General features: G+C 68.2%; 18 protein-coding genes. 3 read left to right on the top strand and 15 right to left on the bottom strand.

Annotated elements, in window-relative coordinates; translation table 11 throughout:
• The first annotated feature begins 7 nt into the window (after positions 1 to 7).
• Positions 8 to 256: a VOC family protein gene (locus IE157_RS06600; protein ID WP_318281360.1), complete on the top strand. Its 249-nt coding sequence runs from the start codon at positions 8 to 10 to the stop codon at positions 254 to 256.
• 145 nt (positions 257 to 401) lie between these two features.
• Here IE157_RS06600 and IE157_RS06595 read toward each other — a convergent pair whose 3' ends face one another.
• The 5 genes from IE157_RS06595 to IE157_RS06575 form a co-directional block, all read right to left on the bottom strand.
• Positions 402 to 806, bottom strand: coding sequence for a cytochrome c oxidase subunit 4 (locus IE157_RS06595; protein WP_064845200.1), 405 nt, complete (start codon positions 804 to 806; stop codon positions 402 to 404).
• Complete coding sequence (gene ctaD / locus IE157_RS06590) at positions 803 to 2,524, bottom strand: aa3-type cytochrome oxidase subunit I (RefSeq protein WP_064845201.1); 1,722 nt, start codon at positions 2,522 to 2,524, stop codon at positions 803 to 805. Before ctaD ends, IE157_RS06595 begins: the two co-directional genes overlap by 4 nt.
• Before the next feature lie 10 nt (positions 2,525 to 2,534).
• Positions 2,535 to 3,398 (bottom strand): aa3-type cytochrome oxidase subunit II, encoded by an 864-nt coding sequence (gene ctaC / locus IE157_RS06585; protein ID WP_186368796.1) that lies wholly within the window; start codon positions 3,396 to 3,398, stop codon positions 2,535 to 2,537.
• 277 nt (positions 3,399 to 3,675) lie between these two features.
• Positions 3,676 to 4,044: an iron-sulfur cluster insertion protein ErpA gene (gene erpA / locus IE157_RS06580; protein WP_193519486.1), complete on the bottom strand. Its 369-nt coding sequence runs from the start codon at positions 4,042 to 4,044 to the stop codon at positions 3,676 to 3,678.
• A gap of 85 nt (positions 4,045 to 4,129) precedes the next feature.
• The gene (locus IE157_RS06575) at positions 4,130 to 5,542 is read right to left on the bottom strand and encodes a dipeptidase (protein ID WP_193519485.1); all 1,413 of its coding nucleotides are present in this window, start codon (positions 5,540 to 5,542) and stop codon (positions 4,130 to 4,132) included.
• Positions 5,543 to 5,647: 105 nt separating this feature from the next.
• Between IE157_RS06575 and IE157_RS06570 the strand changes: the two genes are divergently transcribed.
• Positions 5,648 to 6,280, top strand: coding sequence for a DUF3043 domain-containing protein (locus tag IE157_RS06570; protein ID WP_144996682.1), 633 nt, complete (start codon positions 5,648 to 5,650; stop codon positions 6,278 to 6,280).
• A gap of 72 nt (positions 6,281 to 6,352) precedes the next feature.
• Here IE157_RS06570 and IE157_RS06565 read toward each other — a convergent pair whose 3' ends face one another.
• The 8 genes from IE157_RS06565 to IE157_RS06530 all read right to left on the bottom strand — a co-directional run bounded on the left by IE157_RS06565 (position 6,353) and on the right by IE157_RS06530 (position 15,678).
• Entirely contained in the window at positions 6,353 to 7,447 is a 1,095-nt protein-coding gene (locus tag IE157_RS06565; protein ID WP_193519484.1) for a quinone-dependent dihydroorotate dehydrogenase, read from the bottom strand.
• 186 nt (positions 7,448 to 7,633) lie between these two features.
• Positions 7,634 to 8,425, bottom strand: coding sequence for an isoprenyl transferase (locus IE157_RS06560; RefSeq protein WP_144931864.1), 792 nt, complete (start codon positions 8,423 to 8,425; stop codon positions 7,634 to 7,636).
• Between the two features lie 79 nt (positions 8,426 to 8,504).
• On the bottom strand, positions 8,505 to 9,263 hold the full coding sequence (gene recO / locus IE157_RS06555; protein WP_193519483.1) for a DNA repair protein RecO: 759 nt from the start codon (positions 9,261 to 9,263) through the stop codon (positions 8,505 to 8,507).
• Between the two features lie 90 nt (positions 9,264 to 9,353).
• A complete protein-coding gene (gene leuA / locus IE157_RS06550) occupies positions 9,354 to 11,108 on the bottom strand; it encodes a 2-isopropylmalate synthase (RefSeq protein WP_193519482.1) in 1,755 nt (584 codons plus the stop codon).
• 171 nt (positions 11,109 to 11,279) lie between these two features.
• A complete protein-coding gene (locus tag IE157_RS06545) occupies positions 11,280 to 12,719 on the bottom strand; it encodes an LCP family protein (protein ID WP_240918819.1) in 1,440 nt (479 codons plus the stop codon).
• A 268-nt stretch (positions 12,720 to 12,987) separates the two neighbouring features.
• The gene (locus tag IE157_RS06540) at positions 12,988 to 14,037 is read right to left on the bottom strand and encodes a GTPase Era (RefSeq protein WP_193519481.1); all 1,050 of its coding nucleotides are present in this window, start codon (positions 14,035 to 14,037) and stop codon (positions 12,988 to 12,990) included.
• A gap of 52 nt (positions 14,038 to 14,089) precedes the next feature.
• On the bottom strand, positions 14,090 to 14,545 hold the full coding sequence (gene ybeY / locus IE157_RS06535; RefSeq protein ID WP_231885507.1) for an rRNA maturation RNase YbeY: 456 nt from the start codon (positions 14,543 to 14,545) through the stop codon (positions 14,090 to 14,092).
• Between the two features lie 47 nt (positions 14,546 to 14,592).
• Complete coding sequence (locus IE157_RS06530) at positions 14,593 to 15,678, bottom strand: PhoH family protein (RefSeq protein WP_085106037.1); 1,086 nt, start codon at positions 15,676 to 15,678, stop codon at positions 14,593 to 14,595.
• Positions 15,679 to 15,822: 144 nt separating this feature from the next.
• Between IE157_RS06530 and IE157_RS06525 the strand changes: the two genes are divergently transcribed.
• Positions 15,823 to 16,779: a GerMN domain-containing protein gene (locus tag IE157_RS06525; protein WP_193519480.1), complete on the top strand. Its 957-nt coding sequence runs from the start codon at positions 15,823 to 15,825 to the stop codon at positions 16,777 to 16,779.
• A gap of 22 nt (positions 16,780 to 16,801) precedes the next feature.
• Here IE157_RS06525 and IE157_RS06520 read toward each other — a convergent pair whose 3' ends face one another.
• Together IE157_RS06520 and dnaJ are read right to left on the bottom strand one after the other, a co-directional pair.
• A complete protein-coding gene (locus tag IE157_RS06520) occupies positions 16,802 to 17,563 on the bottom strand; it encodes a 16S rRNA (uracil(1498)-N(3))-methyltransferase (protein ID WP_193519479.1) in 762 nt (253 codons plus the stop codon).
• Entirely contained in the window at positions 17,560 to 18,702 is a 1,143-nt protein-coding gene (gene dnaJ / locus IE157_RS06515; RefSeq protein WP_144996703.1) for a molecular chaperone DnaJ, read from the bottom strand. The genes IE157_RS06520 and dnaJ overlap by 4 nt, the downstream gene beginning before the upstream one ends.
• Positions 18,703 to 18,710: the final 8 nt, after the last annotated feature.

Raw genomic sequence — 18,710 nt, 5'->3', positions numbered from 1 at the left:
CGGGCACATGGCCCATCTCGATGTCGTCATGAATTCACCTCTGCTTCCGCGCGGTATCCAGCACATCGGCGTCACCGCGCCCGATCTCGACGCCGTTACCCGGTTCATCGTCGACAGACTCGGTGCCGGGGTCGTGTACGACGGCCTGACCGCGGACGACGAACCACGCCGAGGGCAAAGGGCCGATCCACGTCAAGGCACCGTGGGGAATGCTCGTCGAGCTCCAGAGCATCCCCGCCGGCCATTACTACCTTGAGGGCTCCACGACGCGCGTATCGATGCCGGACCCCCGCCCACAAAGCTCGGGGCTGATCACGAACCTTGCCCCGGTTGGGAGATATGACGAGGCCCGCACCATCCCATGATGGTGCGGGCCTCGTCGTATGGTCAGCGGATGCTGATCAGTGAGCGTGCTCCCCGCGGGAGTGCTCGAAGACCAGGCCCAGCAGGCCGAGAGCGGCCACCGGGACCGCCAGGCCGATGATCCACCAGCCGACCGCCAGCGCGGTCACGAACAGCGCGGAGCCGATGCCGAGCAGCAGGGGCCACCAGCTCCACGGGGAGAAGGCCCCGTAGTCACCGGACATCTCCACGATCTCACCGTCCTCCCGGTCCTCCGGGAGCGTGCCCCCGGTGGACCGCTGCACGAGCCAGAGGTAGACCACGAGCATGAAGCTCATCGCGGCCACGGCCAACAGTGCGGGGAACCCGGCGAGTTCCTGGAACTCGGTGACGAATCCGTAGACCAGGCCCACCACGGTGCAGAACACACCAAGCAGCAGGAACGTCTTGATAGTTGCGCTCATCGTCCGTTCCTTCCGGTGCCGCCCACCAGGGGGGTCTCGGCCTCATATTGCTGGCTGGAGAACGCCGAGAGCTCCGGGTGGTGGAGATCCAGCGCGGGGCGCTCGGAACGGATCCGAGGCAACGAGGTGAAGTTGTGACGCGGGGGCGGGCAGGAGGTGGCCCACTCGAGGGAACCACCGAAGCCCCACGGGTCGTCCACTTCCACCTTCTTGGCGTTGCGGTGGGTGGTGTACACGTTCCAGAAGAACGGGATCATGGACACGCCCAGCAGCATGGAGCCGATGGTCGAGAACTGGTTCATCCAGGTGAACCCGTCCTCGGGCAGGTAGTCGGCGTAACGACGCGGCATGCCGTCCACACCCAGCCAGTGCTGGATCAGGAACGTCATGTGGAAGCCCACGAACAGCAGCCAGAAGTGGATCTTGCCGATCCGCTCGTTGAGCATCTTGCCGGTGAACTTGGGCCACCAGAAGTAGAAGCCCGCGAACATGCCGAACACGATGGTTCCGAAGATCACGTAGTGGAAGTGCGCCACCACGAAGTAGGTGTCGGAGACGTGGAAGTCGAGCGGCGGCGTCGCCAGGATAATGCCCGTGAGACCACCGAACAGGAAGGTGAAGAGGAAGCCGAGCACCCACAGGATGGGCGTCTCGAACGTCAGCGACCCCTGCCACATGGTGCCAATCCAGTTGAAGAACTTCACGCCGGTGGGCACCGCGATCATCATGGTCATGAAGGAGAAAAAGCCCAGGGCCACCGCGCCGGTCACGTACATGTGGTGCGCCCACACGGTCACGGACAGCGCCGCGATTGCGATGGTCGCGAAGACGAGACCCTTGTACCCGAAGATCGGCTTGCGGGAGAACACCGGGACGATCTCCGAAACGATGCCGAAGAACGGCAGGGCCAACACGTAGACCTCGGGGTGACCGAAGAACCAGAACAGGTGCTGCCACAGGATCGCGCCACCGTTCTCGGCGTCGAACACGTGGCCGCCGAGTCGCCGGTCCATACCCAGCGCGAACAGGGCGGAGGCCAGCGGCGGGAAGATCATGATGATCAGCATGGAGGTGATCAGCGTGGTCCAGGTGAAGATGGACATGCGCCACATGGTCATACCCGGCGCACGCATGCACACGATGGTCGTGATGAAGTTCACGCCACCCATGATGGTGCCGAAGCCCTGCAGTCCCAGGCCGAAGACCCATAGGTCACCACCAACGCCCGGACTAAATGTCGTGCTGTTCAGTGGCGCGTAGGCGAACCATCCGAAGGAGGCCGCGCCCTGCGGGGAGATGAACCCGGATACCGCGATGAGCGAGCCGAAGAGGAAGAACCAGAACGCGAGGGCGTTCAGACGGGGGAAGGCCACGTCCGGCGCACCGAGCTGCAGGGGCACGATCACGTTGGCGAAACCGATGAACAGCGGGGTGCCGAACATCAGCAGCATGATGGTGCCGTGCATGGTGAACAGCTGGTTGTACTGTTCCTTGGTCTCGAGGATCTGCATGCCCGGCTGGAAGAGCTCGGCGCGGATCAGCAGAGCCATCACGCCACCGGCGCAGAAGAAGATGAAGGACGAGATCAGGTACATGTACCCGATGGTCTTGTGGTCGGTCGAGGTGAGCCAGTTGACGATCACCCGGCCCTTGGACCGTGGGACAACGCGGGGTGCGGTCGTGGCCGCGTCGTCCCGCGAATATTCGAGCGTAGACATTGCCTATCCCCTAGTTGTTGGACGTTTCGTTGAGGTTCGGGTTGCGGTTGTACTCGTCCCCGAGGATGCCCGTGTTGCCTTCGTCGCGCAGGCGCTGCATCTGGGCGTCGTACTCCTGCTGGCTCACGACGGCCACGTTGAAGAGCATCTCGGAGTGGTACTCACCGCACAGCTCGGCGCACTTGCCGGCGAAGGTACCCTCGCGGCCGGTGGTGAAGCTCATGTAGTTGGTGCGATCCGGGATCATGTCGATCTTCTCAAGGAAGGCGGGCACCCAGAACGAGTGGATGACGTCGCGGGACGTGATCTCCAGCTCGACCTTGCTGTCGGCCGGCAGGTACAGGGTGGGCAGGGTCTCCTCGACGCCGGGCTCCCCCGTGAGGTGCGCCTGGATGCCCTGGTAGTGGACGTTGTCGTCCAGGTAGTTGAAGTCCCACGCCCACTGCTTGCCGTACACCTGGATCTTGACGTCCGGGTTCTCGAAGCGGTCCGTGATGGCCGTTTGTGCGCGGAACGAGAAGAAGAAGAGGGTCACGATCAGGGCGATCGGGACGATCGTGTAGAAGATCTCCAGCGGGGCGTTGTACGCGAGCTGGCGGGGGTAGCCGGTCTCGTTCTTACGACGCCGGTAGGCGACCATGCACCAGAGCATCAGACCCCACACCACGAGACCCACGCCGAGCGCCGCGATCCACGATCCGATCCACAAGTCGATGACCTGATCGGCGTTGTCGGTGGTGCCCCGTTCGGTGGGCAAGAAGCCCAGCTTCGATTGCTCCGAGCAAGCGGTGAGCGAGATCGTCGCCAGGACTGCCACTGCCGAGGCCTTGAGCGCTCGGCCGCGGCGGCTGCCGGTTCGAGTTTGCGAACTCACAGACGGCCCTTCCTCTTTGTGTGTGTGGGTTCCGCATCGGTCCTGCGCGTGGGCACAATGGACGCGTTGCCCGTGGATGGTTCTCCCTAGGAAGCTTACCCCTCCGCCCCCGGATCCGCTGACACTGTGTCAGCACGCCGTGTCGCGAGCGGGGCCGTCCGCAGACCCCGCCGATCCCCTCCCCTACGTGCACCGATGAGCCCCTCGAGCGGGCACGGAAAAGGGGTGCGCACGGACCCTCTGAGGATCCGAACGCACCCCTGTTCGGTGCGGTCGATCAGTGGAAGGAGTCACCGCACGCGCAGGAGCCCTGCGCGTTGGGGTTGTCGATCGAGAAGCCCTGCTTAGAGATGGAGTCCTCGAAGTCCACGGTGGACCCGCTCAGGTACGGGACGCTCATCTTGTCCACGATGACCTCCACGCCGTCGAAGCTGCGGACGTGGTCGCCGTCGAGGACGCGCTCGTCGAAATACAGCTGGTAGATCAGCCCGGAGCAGCCGCCCGGCTGCACGGCGACGCGCAACCGCAGGTCGGTGCGCCCCTCCTGCTCGAGCAGGTCGCGGACCTTCTGGGCCGCGGTGTCCGTGAGCAGGACCTCGTGGGTGGGCGTGTCCTGGGTGGTCTCGTTGTCGGTGGTGACGCTCATGGTGCTCACTTTCTGTGCGACGCGGGGTTGCGACCCCGGGTTCGGTGGATCCCTTCTGCCTGGTGAAACGCGCCGGCGCGGGGAATCATTCCGCGCTGCGCTCTCCCTGTTGGGCCAGCGCCGCGAGCACGAGGGCCTCGGCGGTGACGGCGTGCAGGAAGTCACCGATGTGCAGGGATTCGTTGGCGCTGTGGGCCCGGGTGTCCGGGTCCTCAATACCGGTGATCAGGATCTGTGCCTCAGGATACGCCCGGGTGAGGGTCGCGGTGAAGGGGATGGATCCGCCCATCCCCGCCGTGACGGCCGGACGTCCCCACGCCTGTTCGAAAGCCCACAGGGCGATCTGCGAGCTCACGGCGCCGGTGTCCGCACGGAAGGCGGGGCCGGTCTCCTCGAGCGCGAAGCTCACGTGCGCGCCGAACGGGGCGTTGTCCTCCACGTGCTTGCGCAGTGCCTCCCCCGCTTCCCGTTCGTCCTGGCCAGGAGCGATCCGCAGGCTCAGCTTGGCGCGCGCGGTGGCCGCGATGGTATTGGAGGCGGTCGCGACATCGGTGACGTCGATCCCCGTAACGGACAGCGCCGGCTGGGTCCACAGCCGCGACGAGATCGAGCCGCGCCCGGCAAGTTGCACACTGTCCAACACGCCGGCGTCCTCGCGGAAGCGGTCCTCGTCGTAGTCCACGTCCGTGTCGTCCTCGCTCAGCAGCCCCGCGACGGCCACGGCGCCGTCGTCGTCGTGCAGGGTCGCGATCAGTCGCGACAGCAGCGTGGGTGCGTCCAGAACGGGCCCGCCGAACATGCCGGAGTGCACCGAGTGGTCCAGCACGCTGACCTCCACGATCCCTCCGACGACGCCGCGCAGGCTCGTCGTGAGTGCCGGGACGCCCACTTCCCAGTTCGCGGAGTCCGCGATCACGATGACGTCCGCGGCGAGCTTGTCCCGGTGCGCGGCCAGAAAGTCCTCGAAGCCGGGCGAACCGGCCTCCTCCTCGCCCTCGATAAACACGGTCACACCCAGGCCCGGATGCTCGCCGATGCGCTCGAAGAACGCGCGCAGCGCGCCCACGTGCACCATAACGCCGGCCTTGTCGTCGGCCGCGCCGCGACCCCAGAGCCGACCGTCCTTCTCCACGGCCTCGAACGGCTCGGTGTTCCACAGTTCGCGCTTGCCCGGGGGTTGGACGTCGTGATGGGCGTACAACAGGATCGTGGGGTACCCGGGTGCCGCGGCCTTGCGAGCGACGACGGCGGGGTGCCCCGGAGCGTCCCCGCGGGGCTCGCGCAGGATCTCCACGCTGTCGAAAGGCAGGCCCCGGAGCAGACCGGCCACGGCCTCGGCACTGCGCTCGAGGTCGGCGGCGTCGAACGAGTCCCACGCGATGCCGGGGATTGCCACGAGGGAGCCGAGTTCTTCCAGCAGGATGTCCCGGGAACCGTCCACGCTCGCCCGGAGGGCGTCGACGGTGTCGGAGCTGGGACGTGTGAAGTCAGTAGCCATGGGCCCAGCCTAACGGCGGGAGCTCGGCGCGCACCGTGGCAAGCCCGTTCGGTTGCCTCCTGTCACGCGCGCGGTGACGTCGTGGCACTCCGGTAGGCTTGTCGGGTGTTTCGACGCAAGAAGTCAGCTGAATCCTCGGGATCCACCGCCGTGGGCGCGCGCGCCACGGCCGATCCCGCCGTCCCCACCGACCGCGGTGGGCAGCCCGGTGGCGGGAGGACGCCCGAGGGCAAGAAGGGCCGCCCCACCCCCACCCGCAAGGAACAGGAGGCCGCGCGTCGCCGACCCCTGATCCCGGAGGACCGCAAGGCCGCCAAAGCCGAGTCCAGGATCGCGGAACGGGAACGGCGCGCCCAGGCACAGGCCGGCATGGCCGCCGGAGACGAACGCTACCTGGGCCCGCGGGACGCCGGGCCCCAGCGCCGTTTCGCCCGGGACTGGGTGGACTCCCGGTTCAACATCGGCGAGTACGTGCTGATCTTCCTGCTGCTGATCCTGGTCCTGATGTTCCTGCCGGTGCAGTCCGTGGCCATCACACTGATCTGGATCGTGTACGGCTACATCATCCTGTGCGTGATCGACGCGATCATCATGTCCAACCGACTGCACGCGGCACTGCGCCGCACGTTCGGCACCGTCCAGCCCGGCACCCGCTGGTACGCCGCGATGCGTACCTTTACGATGCGCCGCATGCGTCTGCCCAAGCCGCAGGTGCGCCGGGGCGAGCGTCCCGAGTAACACCCGCAGAACCCGCGAGGGGTCGGCCCACCATAGTGGGCCGGCCCCTCGTTCCATCACTTCCGTGGGTCCTCAGTGCGAGGTGCGCCGTGCGGCCCGGCGCAGGCCGCGGTTGATCCGCGCCGCCCAGAACGGCCCCTCGTACAGGAACGCGGTGTAGCCCTGCACCAGGGAAGCACCGGCGTCCAGTCGCTCGATCACGTCCCGGGCACTCGTGGCCCCTCCCACGGAGATGAGCACGAGGTCCTCCCCCACGTGACCTCGCAGCAGCTTGAGCACCTCGATGGAACGACGCCGCAGGGGCGCCCCCGAGAGTCCGCCGGCTCCACACGCGACCACGTCCTGTGCGTCGCTGCGCAGGCCGAGCCCCTCGCGGGCGATCGTGGTGTTTGTCGCGACGATGCCGTCCAGCCCCAGGTCCCGGGCCAGGTCCGCGACCGCGAGGACGTCCTGGTCCGCGAGGTCCGGAGCGATCTTGACGAGCAGCGGCACGTGCCACGACGTGACCCGGTCCGCTTCCTCCCGCACGGCTCGCAACAGCGGTCGCAGCGCGTCGAGCTCCTGGAGTTGGCGTAGTCCGGGGGTGTTCGGGGAGGAAACGTTGACCACGAGGTAGTCCGCATACGGGGCGAGCACGCGGGTGCTGCGCACGTAGTCGTCCGTGGCGTCCTCGAGACCCACGGCCTTGGTCTTGCCGATGTTGACGCCCACCACGGGGCGCGCACGATGCGTACGGGCGGCGTCCTGGGCGAGGCTCTGCAGTGCCGAGGCCACTCGCGGGGCCACGGCCTCCGCGCCGTCGTTGTTGAAGCCCATACGATTGATCACGGCGCGATCCTCGACCAGGCGGAACAGCCGCGGACGGGGATTGCCCGGCTGACCCTGGCCCGTGACCGTGCCGATCTCCACGTGGCCGAAGCCGAGGTTCGTCAACGCGTGGGTACCGGTAGCGCCCTTGTCGAAACCCGCGGCCAGACCGAATGGGGACGGGAAGGTGAGCCCCATGACATGGACCTCGTTGCCCGGATCCGGGCGTGTGAGGCGGTGCAGCACCCGCCCCAGGCCCACACGGCGGGCCAGCTTGATCCCCGCGAACCCCACGGTGTGGGCGAGTTCCGGGTCCATCCAGGAGAAAACGAGATTGAAGAAAGCGGGGTACACGCGCATGGGGCCAGTTTTTCACACGGGATGCCCGCTCCCGGACCACCTCGGGAGCTTTACCGGCGGGTACGCCAGGTGATCGCTGATACGACGCGAAGGCGAGTTCAGGTTAGATACAGTCTCAATATCAACTCGAATTATAGGTATCAATATTCAGTTGAAACTCTAGATACTGTGGACCCAATTCGGTGGTTACTCCCCCGTGGCCGGGGCCGTCTGATCCATCGCTCCGCCGTATCGTCGGTTGCGGTGAGCGTAATCCTCTACCGCGCGCCACAGCACACGGCGGTCCATGTCCGGCCACAGGATATCCAGGAACATCATTTCCGCGTATGCGGACTGCCACAGCATGAAATTGGACAGCCGCTGTTCTCCCGAGGACCGCAGGAACAGGTCCACGTCCGGTAACTGGGGCTCATCCAGGTACCGCTGGACCATGTCCTCGGTAATCGACCCGGGCGTGAGCCGCCCCTCCTGGACGTCCCGAGCCATCGCGACCGCGGCGTCGGCGATCTCCGCGCGACCGCCGTAGTTCACGCACATGGTCAGCGTGATGACATCGTTGTCCTGGGTCTCGCGCTCCGCGGTCTCCAGTCGGTTGATCACGGACTTCCACAGGCGGGGGCGCCGCCCTGCCCACCGCACCTTGATCCCCCATTCCTTGAACGTGGGCAGCTGGCGGGACATCACGTCCCCCGTGAAGTTCATGAGGAACGCGACCTCGGCCGGGGACCGTTTCCAGTTCTCCGTGGAGAACGCGTACGCGGACACGTACGGGATCCCCAGGTCGATGGCTCCCGCGACGACCTCCATGAGGGCTCGCTCACCCTCCCGATGCCCCTCGGTACGCGGCAGTCCGCGGTCGTTGGCCCAGCGCCCGTTGCCGTCCATCACGAGGGCCAGATGTCGGGGAATGGCATCGCGATCCAGGGCGGGCACCGTGGCGCCGCTGGGATGGGGCGGCGGCGGGGCGAAGCGGCTCATGCGGGGATCCTTTCGAGAAGCGACGGGGTGGTCCTCCCCCACCCTAGAACTTCCCACCGAGTAGCGGGCACTCCCCGCCTCAGCCGTCCCCGCGATCCACGAGGGCCAGGGAACGCACCGTGCGCTCCATGTGCCATTGGATGTACGCCGCCACGAACCCGGCAGCTGCGCGCGCGGTCTTGGTGTCGGCGGCGTCGATCGTGGACCAGTCCCCGCGCAGCAGCCCGTCCAGCAGCACGAACGTGGCCGCACTGGGCGCGGCGGATCCCGGCGGACGGCACTGAGGACACACCGCACCGCCGAGGGCCGCGGAGAACGAGCGATGGGGCCCGGGAGCCCCGCACCGTGCGCAGTCCACGAAACTGGGCGTCCAACCGGCCAGGGCGACGGCGCGTAGCAGGTAAGAGTCCAGGATGCGCCCCGGCTCGTGCAGACCACGCGCGAGGGCGGACAGCGCTCCCACGAGCAACTGGTAGTGCTGGACTGCGGTGTCGTAGTCGTCCGCGGTGAGTTTCTCCGCGGTCTCGACCATGGCCGCCGCGGCGGTGTATTTTTCGTAGTCGGCCACGATGCTCTGCCCGTATGCCCGTTTGCCGATGGCCTGCGACACGATGTCCAGGTTCCGTCCGTGCACGAGCTGCACCTGGGCCACGTGGAAGGGTTCCAGGCGCGCACCGAACCGCGACTTGGTGCGCCGCACCCCCTTGGCCACCGCCCGGACCTGGCCGTTCTCGGCCGTCAGCAGGATCACGATCCGGTCCGCTTCACCGAGGTCGTAGGTGCGCAGCACCACGGCGTCGTCCCGATAGCTGCGCGATGCGAAGGTTGAACCGGCCATCGGGTCATTGTGTCACCTACCCCGGACACGACTCCGCTGCGGGCACCCGGGTGCCCGCAGCGGAGTCGCCGGAGAAGGGAAGGAGCGCGCTCAATCCTGCTGGGCCAACTGCGCGTCACGCACGGCGCGGTTGACCGCGGAGATCACGGCCTTCAGGGACGCTCGCGTGGTGTTGTTGTCCATCCCCGCACCCCACAGCACGCGGTCACCCACGGCGAGCTCCACGTAGCTCGCGGCCTGCGCGTTCGCGGACGCGGACAGCGTGTGCTCGGTGTAGTCAAGCAGGCGCACGTCCACGCCCTCCGCGTTGAACAGCTGAATCAGCGCGTCGATGGGCCCGGTGCCGTGCGCGGTGCGCTCGTGGTGCTCGCCGCCCACGTCCAGGCCGATCTCCAGGACCGTGTTGCCCTCGTCCTCGGCATGGGTGGAGATGGACGTGATGCGGTAGTGACCCCACAGCTCGCCGCCGCCGTCCTTGGCGGGCAGGTACTCGTCGGTGAAGATCTTCCACAATTGCTGCGCGGTGACCTCCGAGCCCGAGGTTTCGGTGTACTTCTGCACGACCCCGGAGAACTCGATCTGGGCCCGGCGGGGCAGGTCGATGCCGTACTCGCTCTTGAGCAGATAGGCCACGCCACCCTTGCCGGACTGGGAGTTCACGCGGATCACGGCCTCGTAGCTGCGGCCCACGTCCTTGGGGTCGACCGGCAGGTACGGGACGGCCCATTCCATGTCATCGATGTCCACGCCCCGCTCCTGCGAGTCCCGCTGCATGGCCTCGAAGCCCTTCTTGATCGCGTCCTGGTGCGAACCGGAGAACGCGGTGAAGACCAGGTCACCGCCGTACGGGCTGCGCTCGGGCACGGGCAACTGGTTGCAGTACTCCACCGTGCGGCGGATCTCCTCGATGTCCGAGAAGTCGATCTGCGGGTCCACGCCCTGGGTCAACAGGTTCAACCCCAGGGTCACCAGGTCCACGTTGCCGGTGCGCTCGCCATTGCCGAACAGGCACCCCTCGATCCGGTCCGCCCCGGCCAGGTAGCCCAGCTCGGCGGCGGCCACACCGGTCCCGCGGTCGTTGTGGGGGTGCAGCGACAGGATGATGTCGTCGCGGTGGTACAGGTGCCGGCCCATCCACTCGATCGAGTCCGCGTAGATGTTGGGAGTGGCCATCTCCACGGTCGCGGGCAGGTTGATGATCATCTTGCGACCGTCACCCACCTCGAAGGTCTCGGCGACCTCGTTGCAGATCCGCGCGGCGAACTCGAGCTCGGTGCCCGTGTAGGACTCCGGGGAGTACTCGTACGTGACGTTGGTGTGCTTGAGCTGTTCCTCGTACTTGCGGCACAACCTGGCACCGGTCAGGGCGATGTCCACGATGCCGTCCATGTCGCGGTCGAAGACCACGCGTCGCTGCAGGGTGGACGTGGAGTTGTACAGGTGCACGATCGCGTGCGGTGCGCCCTCGATCGCCTCGTACGTGCGCTCGATCAGGTGCTCGCGGGACTGCGTGAGCACCTGGATGGAGACGTCCTCCGGGATCAGGTCGTCCTCGACCAGGGTGCGCACGAAGTCGAAATCGGTCTGCGAGGCGGACGGGAAGCCCACCTCGATCTCCTTGTAGCCCATCTTCACCAGCAACTGGAACATCTTCAGTTTGCGCTCGGAGTCCATGGGGTCGATCAACGCCTGGTTGCCGTCCCGCAGGTCCACGGCGCACCAGCGCGGGGCCGTGGTGGCCACCTTGTCCGGCCACGTGCGGTCGGACATGTCGAACGGGAAGTTGTGGTGGTACGGGGTGTACTTGTGGACGGGCATTCCGGAGGGACGCTGCAAATTCTTCATGGGAAGGGGGCCTTTCGATCAGAAGCTTGTGGGCCGGCACCACGGAACTCCGCAGCGGGTGGTCGGCCGTGAGGATCGGTTCAGGCCCCGCTGCGGCACGTAAGCAGGAGTAGCGTCATCCCTTGCCGCATGTGATCCAACGTACCACTAGGTCGCCGGCACACCGGATCGTTACCCCGCCGCGGTCTCCTGGCACGTGAACTGCTCCGCGGTCTGGCCCTGCAGGTCGTCGGGCAGGGCGGCGTTGCGGTCCATCGTGTCACCGCTACGGAAGTCCTGGCCCACCGCGACCTCGATCCCGGGCACGTCGTAGCTCGCCACGAGTTGGCTCGGTGAGACGTTCAGGACAGCGGCGACGTCGTCCGCGGCCAGCGCCCAGTTGGGGTTGTAGAACATCTGCGTGGCCGCAAGCTGCGTGCCGGAGGACGCGGTGCGCGCCTGGTCGTAGCCGGCGCGTTCGAGCACGCTCACGAGCTGGTGGTCCCGGCCCCCGGCGTCCGTGCGGTTGCTCACCGTGATCGGCACGAGCGACGGGTCCACGGCGGGGCCGGTCGCGGTGGGCGATGCCGCCGGCTCCGTGGGGTGCGCGGCACTCGGCGCGGGGGTGGCGGTCTCCCCCATCGCGTGGGAGGGCCCGGGGGACGCCGACGGCGCGTCGCGGGCCTCCGTGACGGAGACGTCCCGACGCAGGGTCTCGAAGAGCCGCTCGGCGGGCTTCTCGTCCAGCTGCAACCGGTTGGGGTCCTGCGGGTAGGGCTCGGACGGCGCGGTCACGAACGCGATCCGGCCGGGATCGATGCCGTTGAGCGCACCGGCCATGCCCACGAGGGTGGGGATGGAGGTCAACCCCTGGTCCACGTGCAGGTTTTGGGTCATCACCTCGGCGATGTGGTAGAGCTGCGGGAGGTTGGTGAGCGTCCCGTCCGCCTGGATCTTGCGCGTGAGGGACGCCAGGAACGACTGCTGCGAGCGGATGCGGGCCTCGTCCCCACCGTTGCCGAACGCTGCGCGGGAACGCAGGAACGCGAGTGCCTGTTCGCCCTCCACGGAGGAGATCCCGGCGGGCAGGCGCAGCCCGGACTTGGGGTCATCCACGGGTTCGTTGACGCACACCTGCACGCCGCCCACGGCGCTGGAGAGTTCCTTGACGGCGTTGAAGTCGGCGAGCATGAAGTGGTCGATGTTCACGCCGGTGAGTCGGTTGATCGCGGCCACAGTGCACCCAGGGCCGCCGTGTTCCACCGCACTGTTGAGCATCCCGGTCGTGGCCGGGTACACGGTGCCGCTCGTGGGGTCCGTGCACTGCGGGATCCTGACCATGAGGTCCCGGGGAAAGGAGACCACGGTGACGGCGTCGCGGTTCTCGGTCACGTGCATGAGCATCATGACGTCGGTGCGGCCCTCGGCGTCGTCCTCGCTGCCGTATTCGCTGTTGCCCTGACCGTGGCGAGTGTCCGAGCCCATGACGAGGATGTCCAGGGGGCCGTCGTCCACGTTCTCGGCACCGTCGGAGAGGTTCAGGGGGCTCGAGGTGAGGTTGCCGGTCAGGCGCAGCGCGGCGATCCCGCCGATGCCGAGTACGGCCAGCAGCCCGAACACGGCCAGGATCACGGCGATCCTGCGTACCGAGGGGCGGTGGACATGGGCGCGGTGATGACGTCCGGTCTGGCGCAGGTCGTACGCCTCGCCGTCGCGATCCGTGCGGCGGGCGGGGTGCGTACTCCACGGCGCGCTCGTACGCGAACTCCGGCGGCTCCGGCGTGGTGCTGAGCTGGGATCCACCGGTGACGTCTCCTGGGGTCTCGGATCGGGGGGGGGCGTGCGGCCCTGACTGGTGGGTCAGGCTACGGCACCGGGTTGGCGTGTGGTGTGTGTCCGGTCAGAACCCGAGCTTGGACAGCTGTCGGGGGTCCCGTTGCCATTCCTTGGCGACCTTGACGTGCAGGTCCAGGTAGATCCGGGTGCCCAGTAGAGACTCGATCTGGGCTCGCGCGCGCGTCCCGATCTCGCGCAGTCGCGCACCGCGCTTGCCGATCACGATGGCCTTCTGGGAGTCCCGTTCCACGTACAGGCTCGCGTGGACGTCCAGCATGGGGTTGTCCGGTGAGCGGCCTTCGCGTTCGGAGACCTCGTCCACGACCACGGCGAGCGAGTGGGGCAGTTCGTCTCGCACGCCCTCGAGCGCAGCCTCGCGGATGAGTTCGCCCATCATGGTGACCTCCGGCTCGTCGGTGAGGTCCCCTTCCGGGTACAGGGGCGGGGAGACGGGCATCAGCGACACGAGCAGCTCGGCGATCTCGTCCACCTGGAAGCCGTCCGCCGCGCTCACGGGGATCACGTGGGCCCATCCGGCCGGCGTGTCCTCGGTGCGCTGCGCGGCCGGGCGACCGCCGGTGCCCTTGGCGGACGACGCCGCGTCGCGACGTCGTCGTCGGGCCTCACGCTGGGCGCGCTCCTCGGTGACGACCTCGCGCCCGAGCTCGCTCACGGCCACGAGCTGTTCGGCGAGGCGCTGTTGGGGGACGAGGTCCGCCTTGGTCACGATCGCGACCACGGGGGTGCGTCCGACGGCGGCGACGACCTGCTGGGCGATGTACCGGTCCCCCGGGCCCACTTTCTGGTCCGCGGGCACGCAGAACCCGATCACGTCCACCTCACCCAGGGTCTGGGCCACGACGTCGTTGAGCCGCTGACCGAGCAGCGTGCGCGGACGGTGCAGGCCGGGGGTGTCCACGAGGATCAACTGACCGTCGGTGCGGTGCACGATCCCGCGGATAGTGTGCCGCGTGGTCTGCGGACGGTTGGACGTGATCGCGACCTTACGCCCCACGAGCGCATTGGTCAGCGTGGACTTGCCCACGTTGGGCCGGCCCACGAACACGGCGAAACCGGCGCGGAAGTCAGCGGGCTGTTCAGTGGGCTGGGTCATCGCGGGTCCTCGGTCGTTCAGTCGGTGCGGGGGTCGGAGGCTGTGCGGCGCCTCACGTCATGGTCTCCACGGGCGCGTCCCGGCCCAGGAACTCCTCGAGCAGCGAGCGCTGGGCGGTGAACATGCGGGCGCGTTCGTCCTCGTGGGCGTGGTCGTGGCCCAGCAGGTGCAGCAGGGAGTGGGTGGTGAGCAGGCACAGTTCGTCCTGGGTGCTGTGGCCGGCGGCCGCGGCCTGGCGTTCGGCCACGGGTGGGCACAGTACGACGTCCCCGAGGACGCCCAGGCTAGGGTCGTCGGGGGTGCCCTCGCGCAGTTCGTCCATGGGGAAGGACATGACGTCGGTGGCTCCGGGCAGGTCCAGCCACTGTTCGTGCAGTTCGGCCATGCGGGTCTCGTCCACCACGGCGATGCTGACCTCGGTGTCGGGGTGCAGGTGCCAGCGGGTGAAGGCGAGGTCCACGAGGGCCTCGAGCTGGTCGGTGTCCACGGCGCGGTAGGCGGTGGGCAGCTCGGCCTGTTCGGCGGGGGTGTCCCAGGGGAGGTCGAAGGCCACGCTCACGGGGTGTCTCCCCCGGTGCGCTCGGACGACGCCGCTCGGCGTTCGTCCTTGCGGCGGGCTCGTTCCACGCGGTGGCGGTTGGTGGTGTCGAACTGGTCGTAGGCGGCCACGATCTCGCCCACGAGTTCGTGGCGCACCACGTCCGCGGAGGTCAGTTCGCAGAACGCGATGTCGTCGATCTTCCCGAGCACGTGTTGGACTTGGCGCAGTCCGGACTTGGTGGTCCCGGGCAGGTCCACCTGGGTCACGTCACCGGTGACCACGATCCGTGAGCCGAAGCCTAGACGGGTGAGGAACATCTTCATTTGTTCCGGGGTGGTGTTCTGGGCCTCGTCGAGGATCACGAAGGCGTCGTTGAGGGTGCGCCCGCGCATGTAGGCCAGCGGGGCGACCTCGATGGTCCCGGCCTCCATGAGCCGCGGAATGGACTCGGGGTCCATCATGTCGTGCAGGGCGTCGTAGAGGGGACGCAGGTAGGGGTCGATCTTGTCGTTGAGCGAACCTGGGAGGAAGCCCAGTCGCTCGCCGGCCTCCACCGCGGGACGCGTGAGAATGATCCGGTTGACCTCCTTGGCCTGCAGGGCGCGCACGGCCTTGGCCATGGCCAGGTACGTCTTGCCGGTACCGGCGGGCCCGATCCCGAAGACCACGGTGTGCTCGTCGATCGCGTCCACGTAGGTCTTCTGGTTCACGGTCTTGGGCCGGATGGTCTTGCCCCGGGTGGAGAGGATGCTCGTGGACAGCGCGCTCGACGGGCGCAGGTCCTGGGCGTCACGCATCATGCGGGCCACGCGCAGCACCGTGCGTTCGGTGATCTCGGTGCCGCGCAGCGCCATCGCGAGAAGTTCCTCGAGCAGGGAGGCGGCCAGGCGGGTGTCGATCACGGGCCCCTCGAGGGCCACGTCCAGGTCCCGCACGGTCATCCGCACGGCCGGGAACTGCTGCTCGAGCAGACGTAAGGTCGCGTCTCCGTGACCCAAGGTCCGGACGGCGGTCTCCCGATCCGGTACGTGCACGGTGACGCGGGTTCGTTCGGTGGGCGGAGTGCTCAGTGCCTCGGTCCCTTCGGTTGGTTCGCTCATCGGGTCCAGCCTACCGGTGCGCGCGGACCTGGACCCGCCGGGACCGACGGGCTCGCACGCCGCAGGTTGCAATCCAATAACGGTCCGCCCGGATCCACGTGCGACGTTAGCGCCCGTGGCTCCCGGTGGGTAAGTTGTGTAGCCGTGAAAAATCCCGCAGGAACGACCGAGCCGCAGCGTCGTCGCGCCACCGCGCCCGGCGGACTTCGGCGCGCCGCGACGGGGGCGCTCGCCGTGTCGCTCGCCGCGGTCGTGGCCTCGTGCGGGACCGCCGCCGACCGACCGGACCACAACTCCGAAGCCGCCCCCGGGATCGCCTCCGCACCCATGAACACGGACACGGCGATGGAAGGCGTGGCCACCGAACAGGCCCCCGTGTACTGGGTGGGCACCGGGGACCAAGCGCGCTACCTGTTCCGCGAGTTCCGCACCCCGACCTCCCAGGACACGACCGACCCCGTGGCCCAGGCGGCACTCATGGTCACCTCGGCCACCCCCGCGGACCCGGACTACCGGTCCCTGTGGTCCGCCGTGGACACCGTGGGCACCTCCGTGTCCCCGGACGGAACCATCACCGTGGACCTGCCCGCCGCCGCGTTCGCCTCCCAACTCTCCCCGCAGGACGCCCGGGTCGCACTGCAGCAAATGGTGTACACGGTCTCCGCGGCGGCTGTGACCGCCGGGCTGTTGGACTCGTCCACGGCCAAGGAGGTGCGGGTCCTCGTGAACGGGCAGAGCGGGTACAAGGCCTTCGGAGCCGTGGAACTCAATGCCCCGCTCACGCGTGACTCCGCACTGGCCGCGCCCGTGTGGCTCGTCGACCCCCAGACCGGGGCGGAACCCAAGAGCCCCGTGACGGTCTTCGCCCGCGTGCTGCCCTCGGTGCGTGACGCCCACTGGGAGGTGCTCGAGGACGACCGCGTCGTGCACAGTGGGAACATCGCACCCGCTTCCCCCGGCTCGGATCCGACCACGGGCACGGAACTACGCACGAGTGTCACGCTCGACCCCGGGACGTACACCGTGCGCGTGAGCGGCACGGGCGATTCCGGCACCACCGTGTCCGACGATCACGCGATCACGGTGCGCGCCGGGGACTGAGCCCTCCCCGTTGGGTCCCGGGTCAGTCCCAGAGCCCGAGCACCGCGTGCAGCGCCGCCAGTGCCGCGGGTCCCGCGGTGGACGATCGCATGACAGTGGTCCCCAGGCGCATCGGCTGAGCACCGGCGGCGCACAACGCCTCGAGCTCTCCGTCACCGATCCCTCCCTCCGGGCCCACGATCACCGCGATCCGGGACCGATCACCCCACCGGGTCACGTCCGGGGTGGACCAACGTGTGCTCGCCGATTCATGCAGCACGAGCCACAGCATCTGGGGTTCCGCAGCGATCAGCCGGGCCAGACCCGCGGTGTCCACCCAGTCACCGCGTTCGGGCCAGCGGGCGCGCCGCGACTGCTTGGCCGCCGCGGCCAGGGTGGAGTCCCACTTGGCCATGAGCTTGGCCGCGCGGTCCGCGTGGACGCGCACGATGCTGCGCTCCGCCTGCCACGGGATCACCCGGGAGACCCCGAGTTCCGTGGCGGCCTCCGCGGCCTGCAGGTCCCGGTCCCCCTTGGCGAGTGCCTGCACCAGCGTGAACTCCGGCTGCTGCGCGGCGTCGTGGTGGATCTCCTGGACGGCCACGCTCATCCGGTCCTTGGCCCCGGAGTCGAACGTGCACACCGCACGGGTGCCGTGCCCGTCCACGAGGTCCAGGGCCTCCCCCGCGCGCAGGCGCCGCACGGTCACCGCGTGCTTGGCCTCGGGACCTGCGACGTCCAGGACCTCCCCCGGGTGCGCCCGGGAGAGGTCCTCGGCGGGGACGTGGAAGACGGGGTTGGTCACAGGTCGTTGAACCGGTCCCGCAACCGGGAGAAGAACCCACCAGAGTGGTTGGTGTTCACGGTCGTGCCGTCCGCTGCTTCCTCACCGCGCAGCTCGGCAAGTCGCTCGAGCAGTTCGCGCTGTTCGGAGGAGAGGTCCTTGGGGGTCTCCACCTCGAAGTGCACCTTGAGGTCACCGCGGCCCTTGCCCCGCAGGTGGGTGACACCCAGGTCGTCGAGCGTAACGGTCGCACCGGACTGGGTACCGGGATCGACGTCCACCGTGCGAGCGCCGTCGAACGTCTCGAGGCTCACGGTGGTGCCGAGCGCGGCGGCGGTCATGGGGATACGCAGGCGGGCGTGGAGGTCGTCGCCCTCGCGGAGGAAGGTGGGGTCCGGATCCACCTTGAGTTCCACGAAGAGGTCGCCGTTGGGTCCGCCGGCGGTGCCGGCCTCACCCTGGCCGCCCAGGCGGATGCGGTTGCCGGACTGGATGCCGGCGGGGATCTTCACGGTCAGGGGGCGGCGGTCGCGCACGCGGCCCTCGCCGTAGCACTCGTGGCACGGGCTCTCGATCACGGTGCCGAAGCCGTTGCACTGGGAGCACGGGGCCTGGGTGGTGACCATGCCCAGGATGGACTGGCGCTGGTACTGCATGTGCCCGGAGCCGCGGCACATGGTGCACGTCACGGGGCTCGTGCCGGGCTGGCAGCACGTGCCCTGGCACGTGGGGCACACGACGGCGGTGTCCACCGTGATGTCCTTCTCCATGCCGAACACGGCGTCCTTGAGGGAGATCCGCACGTTGATCAGGGCGTCCTGGCCCTGGCGGGTGCGGGACTGGGGGCCGCGCTGGCCACCGGCTCCCGCGCCCTGGAAGAACGTCTCGAAGATGTCGGAGAAGCCGAAGCCCGTACCGGGGAAGCCCCCGCCGAAGCCGGTGTCCGTGCCGTTCTCGTTGCCCGTGGCGTCGTAGACGCGGCGCTTGTCCGGGTCGGAGAGGACGTCATTGGCATGGGAGACGCGCTTGAACTCCTCGGCGGCCTCGGGTGAGGGGTTCACGTCCGGGTGAAGTTTGCGGGCCTTCTTGCGGTAGGCGCGCTTGATCTCTTCGGCGCTGGCGTCCCGGCTCACGCCGAGGGTTTCGTAGTGATCGCTCACGATGTCGT

The sequence above is a fragment of the Kocuria marina genome (assembly GCA_014652975.1).
Taxonomy (GTDB): domain Bacteria; phylum Actinomycetota; class Actinomycetes; order Actinomycetales; family Micrococcaceae; genus Kocuria; species Kocuria marina.
Note: the sequence above shows the minus strand (reverse complement) of the source record. Positions and strands in the feature narration are given on the sequence as shown.